General features: G+C 54.3%; 18 protein-coding genes. 9 read left to right on the top strand and 9 right to left on the bottom strand.

Annotation, left to right across the window (positions count from 1 at the left end):
- Positions 1-95 precede the first annotated feature (95 nt).
- Positions 96-1,205, bottom strand: coding sequence for a high-affinity branched-chain amino acid ABC transporter substrate-binding protein LivK (gene livK, locus C3708_RS11735; protein WP_095283763.1), 1,110 nt, complete (start codon positions 1,203-1,205; stop codon positions 96-98).
- A 424-nt stretch (positions 1,206-1,629) separates the two neighbouring features.
- On the opposite strand from livK, the gene panM reads away from it, so the two are divergent.
- The 3 genes from panM to C3708_RS11755 all read left to right on the top strand — a co-directional run bounded on the left by panM (position 1,630) and on the right by C3708_RS11755 (position 3,347).
- Positions 1,630-2,013 (top strand): aspartate 1-decarboxylase autocleavage activator PanM, encoded by a 384-nt coding sequence (gene panM, locus C3708_RS11745; protein WP_103949405.1) that lies wholly within the window; start codon positions 1,630-1,632, stop codon positions 2,011-2,013.
- 214 nt (positions 2,014-2,227) lie between these two features.
- On the top strand, positions 2,228-2,920 hold the full coding sequence (locus tag C3708_RS11750; protein WP_103949406.1) for a hypothetical protein: 693 nt from the start codon (positions 2,228-2,230) through the stop codon (positions 2,918-2,920).
- A 10-nt stretch (positions 2,921-2,930) separates the two neighbouring features.
- Positions 2,931-3,347 carry a hypothetical protein gene (locus C3708_RS11755; protein ID WP_103949407.1) on the top strand — a complete coding sequence of 139 codons (417 nt, stop codon included), beginning with the start codon at positions 2,931-2,933 and terminating at the stop codon, positions 3,345-3,347.
- Between the two features lie 108 nt (positions 3,348-3,455).
- On the opposite strand, the gene livJ is transcribed toward C3708_RS11755, so the two are convergent.
- The 6 genes from livJ to ftsY all read right to left on the bottom strand — a co-directional run bounded on the left by livJ (position 3,456) and on the right by ftsY (position 10,595).
- A complete protein-coding gene (livJ, locus tag C3708_RS11760; protein ID WP_146052596.1) occupies positions 3,456-4,556 on the bottom strand; it encodes a branched chain amino acid ABC transporter substrate-binding protein LivJ in 1,101 nt (366 codons plus the stop codon).
- Positions 4,557-4,752: 196 nt separating this feature from the next.
- The gene (locus C3708_RS11765; RefSeq protein ID WP_103949408.1) at positions 4,753-6,018 is read right to left on the bottom strand and encodes a 4-aminobutyrate--2-oxoglutarate transaminase; all 1,266 of its coding nucleotides are present in this window, start codon (positions 6,016-6,018) and stop codon (positions 4,753-4,755) included.
- A gap of 247 nt (positions 6,019-6,265) precedes the next feature.
- Entirely contained in the window at positions 6,266-7,123 is an 858-nt protein-coding gene (gene rpoH, locus C3708_RS11770; RefSeq protein ID WP_015960825.1) for an RNA polymerase sigma factor RpoH, read from the bottom strand.
- Between the two features lie 256 nt (positions 7,124-7,379).
- Positions 7,380-8,435, bottom strand: coding sequence for a permease-like cell division protein FtsX (ftsX, locus tag C3708_RS11775; RefSeq protein WP_095283768.1), 1,056 nt, complete (start codon positions 8,433-8,435; stop codon positions 7,380-7,382).
- Entirely contained in the window at positions 8,428-9,093 is a 666-nt protein-coding gene (ftsE, locus tag C3708_RS11780) for a cell division ATP-binding protein FtsE (RefSeq protein WP_095283769.1), read from the bottom strand. Before ftsE ends, ftsX begins: the two co-directional genes overlap by 8 nt.
- A 2-nt stretch (positions 9,094-9,095) precedes the next feature.
- Positions 9,096-10,595, bottom strand: a complete 1,500-nt coding sequence (gene ftsY, locus C3708_RS11785; protein ID WP_095283770.1) for a signal recognition particle-docking protein FtsY — start codon at positions 10,593-10,595, stop codon at positions 9,096-9,098.
- Positions 10,596-10,722: 127 nt separating this feature from the next.
- On the opposite strand from ftsY, the gene rsmD reads away from it, so the two are divergent.
- Entirely contained in the window at positions 10,723-11,322 is a 600-nt protein-coding gene (rsmD, locus tag C3708_RS11790; protein ID WP_095283771.1) for a 16S rRNA (guanine(966)-N(2))-methyltransferase, read from the top strand.
- Positions 11,306-11,587, top strand: coding sequence for a DUF1145 family protein (locus C3708_RS11795; protein ID WP_095283772.1), 282 nt, complete (start codon positions 11,306-11,308; stop codon positions 11,585-11,587). Before rsmD ends, C3708_RS11795 begins: the two co-directional genes overlap by 17 nt.
- A gap of 84 nt (positions 11,588-11,671) precedes the next feature.
- On the opposite strand, the gene C3708_RS11800 is transcribed toward C3708_RS11795, so the two are convergent.
- On the bottom strand, positions 11,672-12,031 hold the full coding sequence (locus C3708_RS11800) for a DUF2500 domain-containing protein (protein ID WP_103947390.1): 360 nt from the start codon (positions 12,029-12,031) through the stop codon (positions 11,672-11,674).
- Positions 12,032-12,160: 129 nt separating this feature from the next.
- Between C3708_RS11800 and C3708_RS11805 the strand changes: the two genes are divergently transcribed.
- Positions 12,161-12,787 carry a lysoplasmalogenase gene (locus tag C3708_RS11805; protein WP_095283774.1) on the top strand — a complete coding sequence of 209 codons (627 nt, stop codon included), beginning with the start codon at positions 12,161-12,163 and terminating at the stop codon, positions 12,785-12,787.
- Between the two features lie 75 nt (positions 12,788-12,862).
- On the top strand, positions 12,863-15,043 hold the full coding sequence (zntA, locus tag C3708_RS11810; RefSeq protein WP_103949409.1) for a Zn(II)/Cd(II)/Pb(II) translocating P-type ATPase ZntA: 2,181 nt from the start codon (positions 12,863-12,865) through the stop codon (positions 15,041-15,043).
- A gap of 140 nt (positions 15,044-15,183) precedes the next feature.
- Here the strand turns inward: zntA and tusA are convergent, their stop codons facing one another.
- Positions 15,184-15,426 carry a sulfurtransferase TusA gene (gene tusA / locus C3708_RS11815; RefSeq protein WP_095284415.1) on the bottom strand — a complete coding sequence of 81 codons (243 nt, stop codon included), beginning with the start codon at positions 15,424-15,426 and terminating at the stop codon, positions 15,184-15,186.
- 173 nt (positions 15,427-15,599) lie between these two features.
- On the opposite strand from tusA, the gene C3708_RS11820 reads away from it, so the two are divergent.
- Both C3708_RS11820 and C3708_RS11825 read left to right on the top strand, forming a co-directional pair.
- The gene (locus C3708_RS11820; RefSeq protein ID WP_095283776.1) at positions 15,600-16,265 is read left to right on the top strand and encodes a 7-cyano-7-deazaguanine/7-aminomethyl-7-deazaguanine transporter; all 666 of its coding nucleotides are present in this window, start codon (positions 15,600-15,602) and stop codon (positions 16,263-16,265) included.
- A gap of 72 nt (positions 16,266-16,337) precedes the next feature.
- A complete protein-coding gene (locus C3708_RS11825) occupies positions 16,338-16,895 on the top strand; it encodes a DcrB family lipoprotein (RefSeq protein WP_095283777.1) in 558 nt (185 codons plus the stop codon).
- The last annotated feature ends 6 nt before the right edge of the window (positions 16,896-16,901 follow it).

Genomic DNA, 16,901 nt, shown 5'->3' on the forward strand with positions numbered 1-16,901 from the left:
AGCTGGCACACCCCCGGGAGCGTACACGAGTACGTGACCGGGGTGGGCGAGCGCAGCCAACGCATCTGCAGCTCGAAGTATGACGAGTGGTTGTCTTATTTGGCTACCGAGGAAGATCCATCGGCGTGCCACTGGAAGACACCAAATTCAAATCCCTTTAGATCGCCTTTCTCATCCCAGTTCAGCGGCCCAATCACGGTATCAGCACCATGAGCTTTCAAATCTTTGACTAAGTCCAGCGGCTCTTTGCTGCCGGTACGTTCCAGGGCAGTTGCCAGAGACTGCACCGCCGCGTAAGTGATCCAGACGTACGGACCGCTCGGATCTTTCTTCTGCGCTTTGAGCGCCTCTACGATAGCTTTGTTTGCCGGTTCCTGGTCATAGCGTTTTGGCATCGTCACCAGCATGCCTTCACCCGCATCGCCCGCGATGTTCGACAGGGACGCGTTACCCACGCCTTCCGGGCCCATGAACTGGGTTTTCAGACCGGTCGCGCGTGCCTGGCGCAGCATCTGACCCATTTCCGGGTAGTAGCCGCCGTAGTAAACGAAGTCGATGTTCTCTTTTTGCAGACGGGCCAACAGCGCAGAGAAGTCTTTCTCACCGGCGGTGATGCCGTCGAAGAAGACCACGTTCGCGCCACCTTTTTTCAGGCCATCCTGGACAGAACGCGCCAGGCCTTCGCCGTATTGCTGTTTATCGTGAATGATCGCGATGCGCTGCGGCTTCACTTTTTCGAGGATGTACTTCGCAGCCGTCGGCCCCTGAGAGGAGTCCAGACCGGCGGTACGCATGATGTGCTGATAGCCACGCTGCGTCAGCTCCGGGTTCGTGGCTCCTGGCGTAATCATCAGAATGCCTTCGTCTTCATAGATGTCTGAAGCAGGCTGAGTCGAGGACGAACACAGGTGGCCGATAACGTACTGAATGCCATCGTTAACGATTTTGTTGGCTACGGCGACGGCTTGTTTTGGGTCACAGGCATCGTCGTATTCCACGCCAACCAGCTTATCCCCTTTGATACCGCCTTTGGCGTTGATGTCTTTGATCGCCTGACGCGCGCCGTTGAACTCCATATCGCCCCACTGGGCAACCGGACCGGACATGGCACCGACGACGGCAACTTTAATGTCTTCCGCTATGGCAGCCTGCGAAATCGCTAATGCAACCATTCCCGCGATTAATGCTTTCGCGTTCCTTTTCATCTGTGAATCCCCATTCGTGACGTGATGTATATATTTTGTTTTATTATGGTTAAAAAGCATTCTGTACTTTTAATGAACAACGCTATTTTTACCAGTGCCTTTAATGGTTTAGCGCAGTTTTTCACTAAAAACCAGACTAAAATCTCTATTTTTCAGGCGATTAAGCAAAGATAATATTCTGAAATCAGACAGAGATAAACAAATAAAAGTGCAGTTTGCAGCATAAAATAACGGTACAAAGCGCCGAATAAAACACTGCCTTTCAGGTTAAAATTCTGCTTAATTTTCGATCCATGCATTTTCACACTGCACATTGCGCTGCTAAAAAAGTAATCACCTGGAGAATGGTTTAAAAAAGGGGAAGCCGCTGGCGAGATAAATTGAGTACACTGCCTTTATTCTTTTTGATTTGGACAAGCAGCTAATGAAACTGACCATCCTTCGTCTGGTGTCCTTTAGCGACCAGGATCACATCGACCTGGGCAAGATCTGGCCGGAATATTCCCCTTCTTCACTGGCCGTAGATGAAACCCATCGTATTTATGCCGCCCGCTTTAACGAGCGTCTGCTGGGTGCGGTGCGCGTGACGCTGAGCGGAACACAAGGCGCGCTGGATTCTTTGCGTGTGCGCGAAATCACCCGCCGTCGCGGCGTGGGGCAATATTTGATTGAAGAGCTTACCCGCGATAATCCGGCGGTGTCATACTGGTGGATGTCGGATATCGGTGTGGAAGACCGCGCAGTGATGACCGCATTTATGCAGGCGCTGGGGTTTGTCGAGCAAGAGAATGGATGGGAGAAGCGTTAGCGTCAATGCGATCCCTTTAATCTCTAAGGCTAGTCCCCCTGAATCTTATCATCGATGGGGGAATTCCCACCCAGTCGCGCTTATCCGATAAGTCCGGCTCACATCCCTGCTGAGAAATATTCAGGTAATACCGATAAAAAGCACGTATTCATCTTTTATTTTCAAAATTAAATATTATTGTTAGCTGAATTTAATAAATCGGCAGAATTCATTCATGAGTGATATAAATTACGAGTATTTAAATGATGTGCATTATAATTTCACCTCCCCACTAGAAGACGACACTTTCTTTTCTCTCATTCCCGAAAGAAACATCCCCGAATTCTACTCTCCTATTATTGATGAAGAAAATGGATTGTGTATAGGTTATCTCAACAAAGGCCTATCAGACCTTTATGATATTTATGATTACAATGGTCAGTATGTTACGAAGATGGAACTGCCGTTAGAACATCCATGGATAGACCCTTTGGATTTGGTATTTGCGGCAGCTTTAATTTACAAAGCATTCCGATTTGGCTTGTTCTCGTTTAAGGCAATAACCCAACGCGGATTCTTTGTCGAGTTTGAATCCTTACTCGGCGACGGTATCATGAATATCCTTCGCGGAAGGCTCAATGCGGGGTTGTCCCCTGAAGCATTAAAATTCACCCCAAAAGCGGCACAACATATGAAAGAACCCGCCCGGTACGTTCCCGTTTACATTCAAGAAAAAGCGCTCCGCTATGGAAGAAGAATGCCGGATCTACTTCGAAAATCGGACCTCAAAACGGCTCGCTATGAAATAGGCATTCGTCGATCCAGGTACAATAAAAATTTAGGAAGCTACGAGAACAAAGATTATACTCTTGAAGTTATCGTCGATGAGAGAACCTGGACCATAACGCATTTTGCTTACAAAGATTGAGGTAATTAATGTGTTGCAGATTATTCATAATGAAATCACTTTAACGATAACGCCCTACGAGAGACGGATTAACACGCCCGAAAAAGGTTTTTATCATGAATATCTGAATTTGTATGTCGAGTTCAAATCTAAAGGAATAAGCCTGGACACCAAATGGGATTGCTATGTCGGCGAACTTGAGGAATTTCATACACAATTAATTGAATTACGCGACAATGACACTGAGAAAGCAATCACCTTCAGCCCAATGGAAGGAATGATTTCACTAACTGTGGGTAAAAACATACAGTCCCATGAAAGTTATTATTTAAAATTCAAGCTATCGACAGAAGTGCGCTCTGATATTTTTGTTGAGGGCATTATCGGAATGGATCAGACCTATATCCATGAAATTATTCATGGGGTTCGTCAGTTGATCAATTTCTGATTCCCCTAGCCAGCGTCTGGATATCGCACAGTTCGTTCTCAAAAAGGCCATGAATCTGTGAATCATTATCAGAGAACCCTCTCCCATAGAGGGAGAGGGTTATTGATATTATTTCGCGTCGGTCGCAGAACCATCCGCATGCCAGGTGAAGACACCGAACTCAAAGCCCTTCAGATCGCCCTTCTCATCCCAGGACAGGGGCCCCATTACGGTTTCCACGGAGTTGGCTTTCAGCCAGGTCGCGATTTCAGCCGGATCGGCTGACTGATTCAGGCCCGCCTGCAGAGATTGCAGCGCGGCGTAGGTGGTCCACACGAACGCGCCGCTAGGATCTTGTTTCTTGGCTTTGATCGCGTCCACGATCGGTTTGTTCGCCGGAACCTGATCGTAGTTCTTCGGCTTAGTGACCAGCATCCCTTCAGCGGATTCGCCCGCGATGTTAGACAGAGAAACGTTCGCCACGCCCTCTGGACCCATGAACTGGGTTTTCAGACCGGCTGCGCGCGCCTGGCGCAGGATCTGGCCCATTTCCGGGTGATAACCGCCGTAGTACACGAAGTCGATGTTCTCTTTCTTCAGACGCGCCACCAGGGTAGAGAAGTCTTTCTCACCGGCGGTGATCCCGTCGAAGAACACCACTTTGGCATTGGCTTTTTTCAGGCTGTCCTGCACGGAGCGCGCCAGGCCTTCGCCGTACTGCTGTTTGTCGTGAACAATCGCGATGCGCTGCGGTTTCACCTTCTCAAGAATGTATTTCGCGGCAGTTGGGCCCTGATCAGAGTCCAGACCGGTGGTGCGCAGAATCAGTTTATAACCGCGTGCGGTCAGCTCTGGCGCCGTCGCCGCCGGGGTGATCATCAGAATGCCTTCGTCTTCATAGATATCAGACGCTGGCTGGGTGGAAGAGGAGCACAGGTGACCGATAACGTATTTGATCCCGTCGTTCACCACTTTGTTCGCCACCGCGACCGCTTGTTTCGGGTCACAGGCATCATCATATTTTACGATCTGCAGTTTTTCGCCTTTGATCCCGCCCTTGGCATTAATGTCTGCAACCGCTTGTTCTGCGCCGGTAAATTCCTGGTCGCCGTATTGCGCTACCGGGCCGGACATCGCACCGACAACAGCCACTTTAATATCTGCCTGAGCCATAGTGCTGAATGCCAACGCGATACATCCTGCCAGTAACGCTTTACCCTTCATATTCATCCTGAGATTCCCCATTATTATGGTTATAACGATTGTTGTGATGTTGTTGTGTAGCGCTTTATTTCAATTATAGGTCTGCTGCCCGCGCATTTTCAGCACACTCTGCTAAAACATACCCCATTTTTATGATTTTGGAATAGCTAATTTGAAATGTATATATGCTAGCCCGGCACGCATTTGCGACCGGGCTTTGGCTTTATCGAGTCAGCGCCGCAGAGATGATATCCAGCGCTTTACGGAACTGCGCTTCGGGGATGGTGAGCGGATAGAGGAAACGGATCACGTTGCCGTAGACGCCACAGCTGAGCAGCAACAGCCCATCTTCCAACGCGCGTTCCTGCACCAGTCGGGTAAATTCTGCTGAGGGTAGTCCGGTTTCGGGATCGTTGAATTCCACTGCGACCATTGAGCCTTGCGCTCGGATATCAGCGATAAACGGACAGGCGGCCTGGGCTTTGCTCAATACTTCCACCAAATGATGGCCCAGATGCGATGCGCGGGTGCAGAGATCTTCTTCGTCGATCACTTCCAGCACCGCCAGCGCCGCCGCAATCGCCAATGGGTTACCGGCGTAGGTGCCACCGAGCCCGCCAGGTGCAGGGGCATCCATGACTTCAGCACGTCCAGACACCGCCGACAGCGGCATCCCGCCCGCCAGGCTTTTCGCCATAGTGATCAGATCGGGTTTAACACAGTGGTGTTCCATCGAGAATAGCTTGCCCGTACGGGCAAAACCGGTCTGTACTTCATCAGCGATAAGCAAGATACCGTGGGTATCGCACAGCGCACGCAGGCCTTGCATAAAATCAGGCGGTGCGACGTTAAATCCGCCTTCGCCCTGAACCGGCTCAAGGATGATCGCCGCCACCTGGTCCGGGGCGATATCGGCTTTAAAGATACGTTCGAGGCTTTTCAGCGCGTCCTGAGAACTCACGCCGTGTAGCGTATTGGGATACTGGGCGTGATAGACCGAGCCGGGGAATGGGCCGAAGCCGAGTTTGTACGGTGCCACTTTGCCGGTCAGCGCCATCGTCATAAAGGTGCGCCCGTGGAAAGCGCCACCGAAGGTGATGAGACCTGGGCGTTTGGTGTAAGCGCGGGCGATTTTGACCGCGTTTTCGACGGCTTCTGCGCCCGTCGAGAAGAAAGCCGTTTTGGCGGGCCCCTCAATCGGTACGCGCGCATTGATGCGCTCCGCGAGGGCGATGTAGCCTTCGTACGGCACAATCTGGTACGCCGTGTGGGTAAACGACTGGAGCTGTTTTTCGATGGCGGCGATCACTTTGGGATGGCGATGACCGGTGTTGAGCACCGCAATCCCGGCCGCGAAGTCGATCACCTCGTTGCCCTCGACATCCCACAGCGTGGCGTTTTCCGCTTTATCGGCGTAAAAACCGCACATCACCCCGATGCCGCGCGGCGTGGCCTGCACACGCCGTTCATTTAACTCGTTATTTTTCACCCTGTCCCCCTGAAAGATTCGCATGCGTAGCGCATCTGTAAGTGTTTGCCAGGGGGGAAGAATTCGCCAGAGCGGGTGATGAAAAAAGTCCTCACCCTAGGCCCGATAAGCGAAGCGCCATCGGGCATCTGTATCCGGTCTTTGCCGGATGGCGGCGGAGCCTTATCCGGCCTACAACTTCATAGGGTCTATAAAAAACAAAACCCCCAGATTTTCATCCAGGGGTTATCGGGGTACTTCGCGGGAATTACGCTTCGATAGCGGCGCGAAGTTTTTTCATGGCGTTCTTTTCAAGCTGACGCACACGCTCAGCGGAGACGCCGTAGCGGTCGGCCAGTTCCTGCAGCGTGGACTTGTTGTCTTCGTCCAGCCAGCGGGCGCGGATAATCGCCTGGCTACGCTCGTCGAGACCTTCCATCGCGTGGGTGAGTTTGTTCGCAGCCTGATCTTCCCAGTTATCCTCTTCGATGCCATCGGCAAAGTTAGAGGTTTTATCCTGCAGATACAGAACCGGTGCCATCGGCTGGCTATCCTGCGCATCGTCGTCAGAAGACATATCGAATGTCATGTCCTGGGCGGCCATACGGGATTCCATCTCACGCACGTCTTTACTGGAAACGCCCAGCTCACGCGCGACCATTTCCACTTCTTCCTGATTGAACCAGCCCAGACGCTGCTTGGCTTTACGCAGGTTGAAGAACAGTTTGCGCTGCGCTTTGGTCGTCGCGACTTTCACAATACGCCAGTTACGCAGGACGTATTCGTGAATTTCAGCTTTAATCCAGTGCACGGCGAAGGAGACCAGGCGCACACCCACTTCCGGGTTGAAGCGACGTACAGCCTTCATCAGACCGATGTTGCCTTCCTGAATCAAATCCGCTTGCGGCAGGCCGTAGCCCGAGTAATTACGAGCAACGTGAACAACAAAGCGCAGGTGAGACAGGATCAGCGTCTTAGCTGCTTCCAGATCGCCCTGGTAATGCAGCTTTTCAGCAAGCTCCTTTTCTTCCTCAGCCGTCAACATCGGCCAGGTGTTCGCAGCCCGGATATAAGATTCCAGGTTACCAACAGGGGCTAAAGCTAAAGTTTGCATTTCTTTGGTCATTCATTCCTCTCAATATAGTGTCTTCTGGCGGTGGTTTGTCCCCATCAGGCAACAAGCATGCCAAAGCATTTGAGCAGTGAGACTAACATTCACATTTTTATCAGACCGTGATTTTATCCACAAGTTCCATGTAACGCTGTGAATAAATTACGCACAAATTGTGACATCGATAAGCGATTGCGGGGGAGAGTCAACAGGGACTCTTTCCCTGCAGAGTGAAGTACTCAGTGCAGGGAAAGATTATACCAGAGATTTTTTATTGCGGGGTAAAGTGACGTAAATGTTGTACGGTCGCCAGCCAGGCGGCTACCCACCCGATCATCGAACACACCAGCAGTAGCAGCAGGCACTCATCGAATCCTAACCCACTGATATCAAACTTGGTTCCGAAAACCTGCGCCACTTCAGTGACGGCAGACGAGAGCCGCATCACCAAAATTTCTGACAAAATCAGTGAAAGAAATGCGCCGGAAAAACCGAGCAGTGCACCGCCGTACAGGAACGGGCGCAGGATGAATCCATCCGTCGCACCAATCAATTTCTGCACGTTAATGCTATCGCGACGGGAGAAGATACTCAGACGCACGCTGTTACCGATGACGAGGAACACCGCCGCCACCATCAGCACGCCGATCATCGCCGCCACGCGCCCCACCAGCCCGGTCAGGGAAGACAGACGCGCAAACCAGCTGTCGTCCATCCGCACTTCATCAATCCCATTGATGCGGGTGATGCGATCGCGCAGGGTGTTGAGTGAATCAGTCCCCTGGAAATCCAGCTTCGGGATCACCACCGCCACGGCGGGCAGCGGGTTCTCTTCGAGCATATCCAGCGCGCCACCGAAACCTGACCAGTTGCGGAACTCGCCCAGCGCTTCGTCGCGCGACAGGTAGTTCACCTTCTCGACACCCTGCTCCGACTGAAGCTGTCCCACCACCTGCGCGGCGGCGTTATCGTCCAGCGCTTTATCCAGATACACCGTAATCTGCGGTGACGGATAGTATTGCGAAGCCGCCTGGTTGACGTTTTTGTAGACCATATAGCAGACACTTGGCAGCGTCAGGGAGATGGCGATCACCATCACCGTCAGGAACGTCGCCAGTGGTTTGCTTTTCAGATCCTGCACCGCGCCGTGGAAGGCGTAGCGCACCTGTTCGTTAAAGACATTGGTCTTACGGGAGTTCGGTTTCGGTGCCGCTTTGGCGCGTTTTGGCGCGTTACGGTTGCCGTCTCCGCCGCCCTGAGGCTTGCGGAAACGGTCGAATCGATTGCCGAACTGCCGAATCTGGTTAATTGCGTCGCGCTTATTCAACGTGGCCTCCGTGCAAATGACCGTCGCTCAGGGTCAGCATGCGGTACGAACGACGGGAAATCAGCCCGATATCGTGCGTCGCCATCAGGACTGTGACTCCCACGCGGTTAAATTCCTCAAACAGACGCAGAATGCCTTCAGACAGCGCATCGTCCAGGTTACCGGTCGGTTCATCCGCCAGCAGAACGGCGGGTTTATTCACCACCGCGCGAGCGATGCCCACGCGCTGCTGTTCACCGCCAGAAAGCTGAATCGGGAAGTTCTTCGCTTTGTCCAGCAGGCCGACTTTGTCGAGCGCCGCCGACACGCGACGGCGGATATCATCATAGCTGGCACCTGCAATGATCAGCGGGATTGCTACGTTATCAAAGACGGTGCGATCCATCAGCAGGTGGTGATCCTGGAAAATCATACCGATCTGGCGACGCAGAAACGGCACCTCACGGTTTTTCAGACGGCTGATATCGTGGCCGCCAAAAAAGATGTTCCCGGCGCTTGGCCGCTCGATCCCACAGATAAGCTTGAGCAGGGTACTTTTCCCCGCGCCGGAGTGGCCGGTCAGAAATGCCATCTCGCCCGGCTGCAGGTGGAATGTGACTCCCTGCAGCGCTTGTCTCCCACCGAGATAGGCCTTGCTGACGTGTTCAAAGCGAATCATTGTTAGTCCTCTCGGGCAAATAGTGCCTCAATAAAGTCGTCCGATTTAAACGGACGCAAATCCTCGATACGTTCGCCGACACCGATATAGCGGATTGGGATGCCGAACTGATCCGCCACGGAGAAGATCACCCCACCCTTGGCGGTGCCGTCCAGTTTGGTCAGCGTAATCCCGGTCAGCCCGACCGCCTCATCAAACAGCTTCGCCTGGCTGATGGCGTTCTGTCCGGTGCTGGCATCAATGGTCAGCATGATCTCATGCGGCGCGTCTTCGTCCAGCTTCTTCATGACGCGAACGATTTTCTTCAGCTCTTCCATCAGGTGCGATTTATTCTGCAGACGCCCTGCGGTATCAGCAATCAGCACATCGACATTTCGCGCCTTCGCCGCCTGAATGGCATCGAAGATCACAGACGCGGAATCCGCGCCGGTGTGCTGCGCAATCACCGGAATATTGTTGCGCTGACCCCAGACCTGCAGCTGCTCAACGGCTGCGGCACGGAAGGTATCGCCCGCCGCCAGCATCACGGTTTTGCCCTGCTGCTCGAACTGACGCGCCAGCTTGCCGATGGTAGTGGTTTTACCTACGCCGTTGACGCCGACCATCAGAATAACAAAGGGCGTTTTGCCTTCAATATTAAGCGGTTCATCAACTTTTGCGAGAATTTCGCCCATCTCATCTTTCAGCAGACCGTACAACGCCTCGGCATCGCGCAGCTGTTTACGGCTGGCGGTTTCGGTCAGTTTAGCGATGATTTTACGCGTGGTTTCCACGCCAACGTCCGCAATCAGAAGCTGTTCTTCCAGCTCTTCAAACAGATCATCGTCGATTTTTTTGCCGCGGAACAGACTGATAAATCCGGAACCGAGGTTTTCTTTGGTTCTGACCAGGCTGCGTTTCAGACGCGCGAAGAAACCTTCTTTGGTCGGTTTTTCCTGCTCCTGAACGATCTCTTCTGCCGGTGCTTCTTCTTCCAGCTCTTCGACTGGAACGACAATCATCGCTTCTTCTGCGGCAACGGCAGCCAGCGCCTGGGCTTCAAGTTCTTCGTCAGTGATTTCTGGCTCGTTTTGCGCTTCTTCTTCAACGGCTTCCACGATTTCGACGGTTTCCGCTTCCGCCTGCCACTCTTCTGGCGCGATCTCTTCCGCTTTTACCTCTTCCGGCAGCGGAAGTTCTTCGTGCTCAATCACCGCCTGCGGCGCTTCTTCGACCACAGGCTCAACAATCTCTTCGACCGCCTGATGAACCACAACCGGCTCTGGTTTTTCGCTTTCCTGAATCTGTTCGGTGACGTCGACCACTTCTTCAGCAAAGGCTTCGGTCTCTTCTTTGCTGTGCGCGTGCTCTTCCGCTTCGATTACCGCGGCGGTTTCGACAGGGGTTTCAGGCTGCGACTGTTCTTCAACTGCCTGCTGCTCTTCGATTTTTTGTTCTGTGTCTTGCTCTTTTTCGCCGAAGCCCAGCCAGGAAAAGAAGCCACGTTTTTTTTGTTTTGCCATCTGCGACGACACTCCTCGCGGTGCTATATACATGGAAGCTATAAAAATGATGAAATAGTCTAACACTTTACCTAATTAACATCACCGCCTGGAATCGCAGGCCAATTGTTAGCAGAGCTTTCCTGAAATGAAGAAAACGAACCGCCCGGCCGGACAAATTCGTATTATCGGCGGCCAGTGGCGAGGCCGCAAACTGCCCGTCCCCGACAGCCCTGGCCTGCGCCCGACCACCGATCGCGTCCGAGAGACACTGTTTAACTGGCTGGCACCGTCGATGGTTGACGCTCGCTGTCTGGATTGCTTCGCTGGCAGCGGCGCACTGGGCCTGGAAGCCCTGTCACGTTACGCCGCCAGCGCCACGTTGCTGGAGATGGATCGCAGCGTTTCCCAGCAGTTACAGCAAAATCTGGCCACACTGAAAGCGACCAACGCCAAAGTGGTGAACACCAACGCGCTGGCGTTTCTCGCGCAACAAGGCACACCGCACGACGTGGTGTTTATCGACCCACCGTTCCGTAAAGGGCTGCTGGAAGAGACGCTCACGCTGCTGGAGAACAACGGCTGGCTGGCGGATGACGCGCTTATTTATGTCGAGAGTGAAGTGGAAAATGGCTTACCGCCGGTTCCCGTTCACTGGGATCTGCACCGCGAACAGGTCGCAGGCCAGGTCGCTTACCGTTTGTATCACCGTGAAGTACAAGGAGAGCCTGATGCCAGTACTGATTAATTTTGGCCGTTTACTGATGCTGGGCGTCTGGGCATTTCTGATCCTGAACCTGGTCCACCCGTTCCCGCGTCCGATGAACATTTTCGTCAACGTGGCGCTGATTTTCACCGCCTTTATGCACGCGTTGCAGATGGTGATGCTGAAAAACGGTATGCCGAAAAACGGGCCGCCGATGACCGGCTGGCAGCAGCTGCGGGTGTTTATTTTTGGCGTGTTTGAGCTGCTGGTGTGGATGAACAAGTTTAAGGCGCAGGCAAAGAAATAAGGTGCGTTTTTTTGCCCGGTGGCGCTGCGCTTACCGGGCCTACGAGACCTGTAGGCCGGTGCAAGCGAAGCGCCGCCCGGCAAATCACGGCTCCGCAACAAACCCCTCAAACCGCGATCCCTTGTAACTTAACGTCCCGCGTTCCCCCACCGTCAACTGATGATACTGCTTCTCATCGAGGCGAAACGTCATCTCCAGCCCGCCGCTTTGTGGCTTAAAGCTCGCTTCATAGCGCATCAACGCGCCCGCGGGCGTCACCTGCTGCTGGCGTGAACGGCGCTCGTTGAGGGGTTTTTCGCGCTTATTGCTCACCACCACCTGCTTTTGCAGCATCGGCGCGGCGTCATTATCAGCCTTTTCACGACGCTGCTGCACAAGACGAAATGAGGCGGCGATGACGATAATCGCCACGACAACCACGAAGAAAAGCGGCATTTTGCTCATTGTTGAATCCCATCAGATTATGCGGAAATCAGGATACCGCGTCCGATCCGGCATTGCCAAACGCCTGCCCGCGTCACTACACTGAATCAGAGAATCTTTCTTCAAAAATAACAGATACAGGGAGTTAATATGCTTTGGTCATTTATCGCTGTCTGTTTTTCCGCATGGCTTTATGTCGATGCGTCGTATCGCGGGCCTACGTGGCAGCGCTGGTTGTTTAAACCGGTCACACTGCTGCTCCTGCTGTTGCTCGCCTGGCAGGCACCGATGTTTAACGCCGTCAGCTATCTGGTGCTCGCGGGCCTTTGCGCCTCGTTGATTGGTGATGCGCTCACGCTGCTGCCGCGCCAGCGTCTGCTCTACGCCATTGGGGCATTTTTCCTCTCGCATCTGCTCTATACCATTTACTTCGCCAGTCAGATGACACTCTCCCTGTTCTGGCCGCTGCCGCTGGTGCTGCTGGTCATTGGAGCGCTGTTGGTGGCCGTCATCTGGACACGCCTGGAAGAGATGCGCTGGCCGGTCTGTACCTTTATCGCCATGACGCTGGTGATGGTCTGGCTGGCGGGTGAACTGTGGTTCTTCCGCCCAACATCACCTGCCATGTCGGCGTTCTTCGGTGCTGCGCTGTTGTTAATTGGCAACATCGTCTGGCTCGGGAGTCACTACCGCCGTCGCTTCCGTGCGGATAATGCGATTGCCGCCGCCTGCTACTTCGCCGGGCATTTCCTGATTGTGCGTTCGCTGTATATTTAATAGTGCTTGACTCTGGAGTCGACTCCAGAGTGTATGCTGCGGTTAATGAGAAAATTATCATTACCGGAGAGTGCCATGTCGACTCCAGAAACACCGAAAAAAGTGCCGCAATTCTCGGCACTGAAACTCAGCCCTGTTCCCGCTAAAGACGACTGCTGCTGCGACAGCGGATGTGAAACCCAAACGGCATCTGCGCTGCCTGAAACCGGCGAGCGCTACACCTGGGTAGTCAACGGGATGGACTGCGCCGCCTGCGCCCGCAAAGTCGAGAATGCGGTAAAACAGGTGCCGGGCGTCAGCCACGTTCAGGTCCTGTTCGCCACCGAAAAGCTGCTGGTCAGCGCCGATACGGATGTCAGCAAACAGGTTGAGGCGGCGGTCACCAAAGCCGGTTACTCCCTGCGCAACGAGCAACAACCTGCCGAAAAAACCTCTCCCCTGCGGGAAAACCTGCCGCTCATCACCCTGATTATCATGATGGCGCTCAGTTGGATGCTGGAGCAGTTTAACCATCCGTTCGGTAATCTGGCGTTCATCGCCACCACCCTGGTTGGCCTGTTCCCGATTGCGCGTCAGTCGCTGCGCCTGATGAAAAGCGGCAGCTGGTTCGCGATTGAAACCCTCATGAGCGTCGCGGCTATCGGCGCGCTGTTTATTGGCGCGACGGCAGAAGCAGCGATGGTTCTGCTGCTTTTCCTCATCGGTGAACGGCTTGAAGGTTGGGCGGCAAGTCGTGCACGTAAAGGCGTTAGCGCGTTGATGGCGCTGAAACCGGAGACGGCGACGGTGGTGGTGAATGGCGAGCGCCAGACAGTCGCTATCACGGCGCTGCGTCCGGGCGATGTGATGGAAGTGGCCGCCGGCGGGCGTTTGCCTGCAGACGGGACGCTTCTCACCGCGATGGCCAGCTTCGATGAAAGCGCCCTCACCGGTGAGTCGATCCCCGTTGAGCGCGAAACCGGCGAGAAAGTCCCGGCAGGCGCAACCAGCGTAGATCGTCTGGTGCAGCTCACGGTGCTTTCTGAACCCGGCGACAGCGCCATCGACCGCATCCTGAAGCTGATTGAAGAAGCCGAAGAGCGCCGCGCGCCCGTCGAGCGTTTTATCGACCGCTTCAGCCGCATCTACACGCCGGTCATTATGCTGATTGCCCTGCTGGTGGCCATTGTTCCGCCGCTGTTGTTCAGCGCGCCGTGGGAGGCGTGGATCTACAAGGGGCTGACGCTGCTGTTAATCGGTTGTCCATGCGCACTGGTGATTTCTACGCCTGCGGCCATTACGTCTGGCCTTGCGGCAGCCGCACGACAGGGGGCGTTGATTAAAGGCGGTGCGGCGCTGGAGCAATTAAGCCAGATTCAGCAGATTGCGTTCGATAAGACCGGCACGCTGACGGTCGGCAAACCGCAGGTGACGGGAATGTATCCCGCCGATGACGCATTGCTGGCGCTGGCCGCCGCCGTCGAGCAGGGTTCCACTCACCCGTTGGCGCAGGCAATTGTGCGTGAAGCGCAGTCGCGTGGGCTGACCATTCCCGCCGCCAGCGCGCAGCGGGCGCTGATGGGATCGGGTATCGAAGCCATCGTTGAGGGCAGCAAGGTGCTGATTTGCGCCGCTGATAAATTCCCGGCTGACGAGTTCAGCCCGCAAATCCGCGAGCGGGAACAGGCCGGGCAAACGGTGGTCATCATCGTCATCAACGGTGTGGCAAAAGGCGTATTGGCTCTGCGCGATACTTTGCGCGACGACGCCAAAGAGGCGGTTGCGGCGCTGCATCGGTTGGGTATTCAGGGTGTGATTCTGACCGGAGATAACCCACGCGCGGCAGCGGCCATTGCCAAAGAGTTAGATCTGGAATTCAGAGCGGGATTATTACCGGCGGACAAAGTGCAGGCAGTCACTGCGCTCAATGCTCAGACGCCGCTGGCGATGGTCGGCGACGGGATTAACGACGCCCCGGCGATGAAAGCCGCCACGATTGGGATTGCGATGGGTAGCGGCACCGACGTGGCGCTCGAAACCGCCGATGCGGCGCTGACGCATAACCGCCTGACTGGTCTGGCGCAGATGATTTCGCTGGCACGTGCGACGCGGGCCAATATTCGTCAGAACATCACGATTGCGCTGGGGCTGAAGGGGATTTTCCTGGTCACCACGCTATTAGGCATAACGGGCCTGTGGTTGGCGGTGCTGGCGGATACGGGTGCGACGGTGCTGGTGACGGCGAACGCGCTGCGGTTGTTGCGTCGGAGGTCATAAACGCCGGGTGGCGGCTTCGCCTTACCCGGCCTACGAATTTGTGCAAATAACGAAGCGATGTTTCGTAGGCCCGTGCAAGCGAAGCGCCGCCGGGCAAAAAGCGATGATGTTGTAAGCCGGGTCTACCCGGCGAAAAGCAACTACCCTTTGCGCACCAGATACCGATACGGAAGGGATTCCGTGGCTTGCGCCACCAGCTCATGTTCCATAAAGGTACAAAAACCCGGGATATCGCGGGTGGTGGCAGGATCGTCAGCAATGATCAGCAGCGTCTCACCACTTTGCATCGTGCGCACGGTTTTGCGCACCATCATCACCGGCTCCGGGCAGCGGAGGCCCTGCGCATCAAGGGTATGGTCTGGGCTGGCAAACAGGTCGGTCATCATCGTCTCATTCACATCAAAAAACGGCTGTAGTTTACGCCGCGTTTTGCCCAAAGCAAACCAGGTTAACGATTGCGCGAAAATTAGCCATTGCAAAGAACGTTGAACGCAGTATGATGCGACCGTTTTTATTGGGTTCCCTCACCCCAAATATCCATCAAAAAGGTCACAATATGACGCAGTTCTCTCAATCGCAGCGCGTAAAAGCGTTGTTCTGGCTATCGCTATTCCATCTGCTGGTGATCACTTCCAGTAACTATCTGGTGCAGCTGCCGATCTCTATTTTTGGTTTCCACACCACCTGGGGCGCATTCAGCTTCCCGTTTATCTTCCTCGCGACCGATTTGACCGTTCGTATCTTTGGCGCGCCGCTGGCCCGACGCATTATCTTTGCGGTGATGCTGCCTGCGCTGTTCATCTCGTACGTCATCTCTTCCCTGTTCTACATGGGAAGCTGGCAGGGCTTTGAGGCGCTGACGCACTTCAATCTGTTTGTCGCTCGAATCGCTGCCGCCAGCTTTATGGCGTACGCGCTGGGACAGATCCTCGACGTTCACGTATTTAACCGCCTTAGACAGAATCACCGCTGGTGGATGGCACCGACGGCGTCCACGCTGTTCGGTAACGTCAGCGACACGCTGGCCTTCTTCTTCATCGCTTTCTGGCGCAGTCCGGATGCCTTTATGGCCGCCCACTGGATGGAAATCGCGCTGGTGGATTACTGCTTCAAGGTGTTGATTAGCATTGTGTTCTTCCTGCCGATGTACGGCGTGCTGCTGAATATGCTGATGAAAAGGCTGGCGGATAAATCTGAAATCTCGGCATTGCAGGCCGGTTAAAGGTTCGCTTTATCAGTTGTGATAAGATGGATGAATGAGCCGTTATGGCCGTTTATCGAAAGGAAGATGTTAATGCGCAATCTGGTTAAATATGTCGGGATTGGCCTGCTGGTCGTGGGTCTTGCAGCCTGTGATAACAGCGATACGAAAACCCCTGCTCAGGGCGCTTCCGCTGAAAGCAATGCTACCGGTCAGCCGGTGAGTCTGATGGATGGCAAACTCAGTTTCTCTCTGCCGGCGGATATGACCGACCAGAGCGGCAAGCTGGGCACCCAGGCGAACAACATGCACGTCTATTCCGATGCCACCGGGCAGAAAGCAGTGATCGTGATTGTCGGTGACGACGCTAACGAAGATCTGGCGGTGCTGACTAAGCGCCTGGAAGATCAACAGCGTAGCCGCGATCCGCAGCTGCAGGTAGTGACCAACAAGTCCATCGAACTGAAAGGCCACACCCTGCAACAGCTGGACAGCATTATCTCTGCCAAAGGCCAGACCGCCTACTCCTCCGTGGTGCTTGGTAAAGTCGACGGCAAACTGCTGACCCTGCAAATTACCCTGCCAGCGGACGATCAGCAGAAAGCGCAGACCGCAGCGGAAAACATTATCAATACCATCGTGATTCAGTAATTATCA

It is taken from the genome of Lelliottia sp. 7254-16 (genome assembly GCF_002922995.1).
In the GTDB taxonomy this organism is placed as follows: Bacteria; Pseudomonadota; Gammaproteobacteria; order Enterobacterales; family Enterobacteriaceae; genus Enterobacter; species Enterobacter jeotgali.

Coding starts and splice junctions, on each gene's coding strand:
- livK (WP_095283763.1), bottom strand. CDS start 1,205: ATGAAAAGGAACGCGAAAGCATTAATCGCGGGAATGGTTGCATTAGCG.
- panM (WP_103949405.1), top strand. CDS start 1,630: ATGAAACTGACCATCCTTCGTCTGGTGTCCTTTAGCGACCAGGATCAC.
- C3708_RS11750 (WP_103949406.1), top strand. CDS start 2,228: ATGAGTGATATAAATTACGAGTATTTAAATGATGTGCATTATAATTTC.
- livJ (WP_146052596.1), bottom strand. CDS start 4,556: ATGAATATGAAGGGTAAAGCGTTACTGGCAGGATGTATCGCGTTGGCA.
- rpoH (WP_015960825.1), bottom strand. CDS start 7,123: ATGACCAAAGAAATGCAAACTTTAGCTTTAGCCCCTGTTGGTAACCTG.
- ftsE (WP_095283769.1), bottom strand. CDS start 9,093: ATGATTCGCTTTGAACACGTCAGCAAGGCCTATCTCGGTGGGAGACAA.
- ftsY (WP_095283770.1), bottom strand. CDS start 10,595: ATGGCAAAACAAAAAAAACGTGGCTTCTTTTCCTGGCTGGGCTTCGGC.
- rsmD (WP_095283771.1), top strand. CDS start 10,723: ATGAAGAAAACGAACCGCCCGGCCGGACAAATTCGTATTATCGGCGGC.
- C3708_RS11795 (WP_095283772.1), top strand. CDS start 11,306: ATGCCAGTACTGATTAATTTTGGCCGTTTACTGATGCTGGGCGTCTGG.
- C3708_RS11800 (WP_103947390.1), bottom strand. CDS start 12,031: ATGAGCAAAATGCCGCTTTTCTTCGTGGTTGTCGTGGCGATTATCGTC.
- C3708_RS11805 (WP_095283774.1), top strand. CDS start 12,161: ATGCTTTGGTCATTTATCGCTGTCTGTTTTTCCGCATGGCTTTATGTC.
- zntA (WP_103949409.1), top strand. CDS start 12,863: ATGTCGACTCCAGAAACACCGAAAAAAGTGCCGCAATTCTCGGCACTG.
- tusA (WP_095284415.1), bottom strand. CDS start 15,426: ATGACCGACCTGTTTGCCAGCCCAGACCATACCCTTGATGCGCAGGGC.
- C3708_RS11820 (WP_095283776.1), top strand. CDS start 15,600: ATGACGCAGTTCTCTCAATCGCAGCGCGTAAAAGCGTTGTTCTGGCTA.
- C3708_RS11825 (WP_095283777.1), top strand. CDS start 16,338: ATGCGCAATCTGGTTAAATATGTCGGGATTGGCCTGCTGGTCGTGGGT.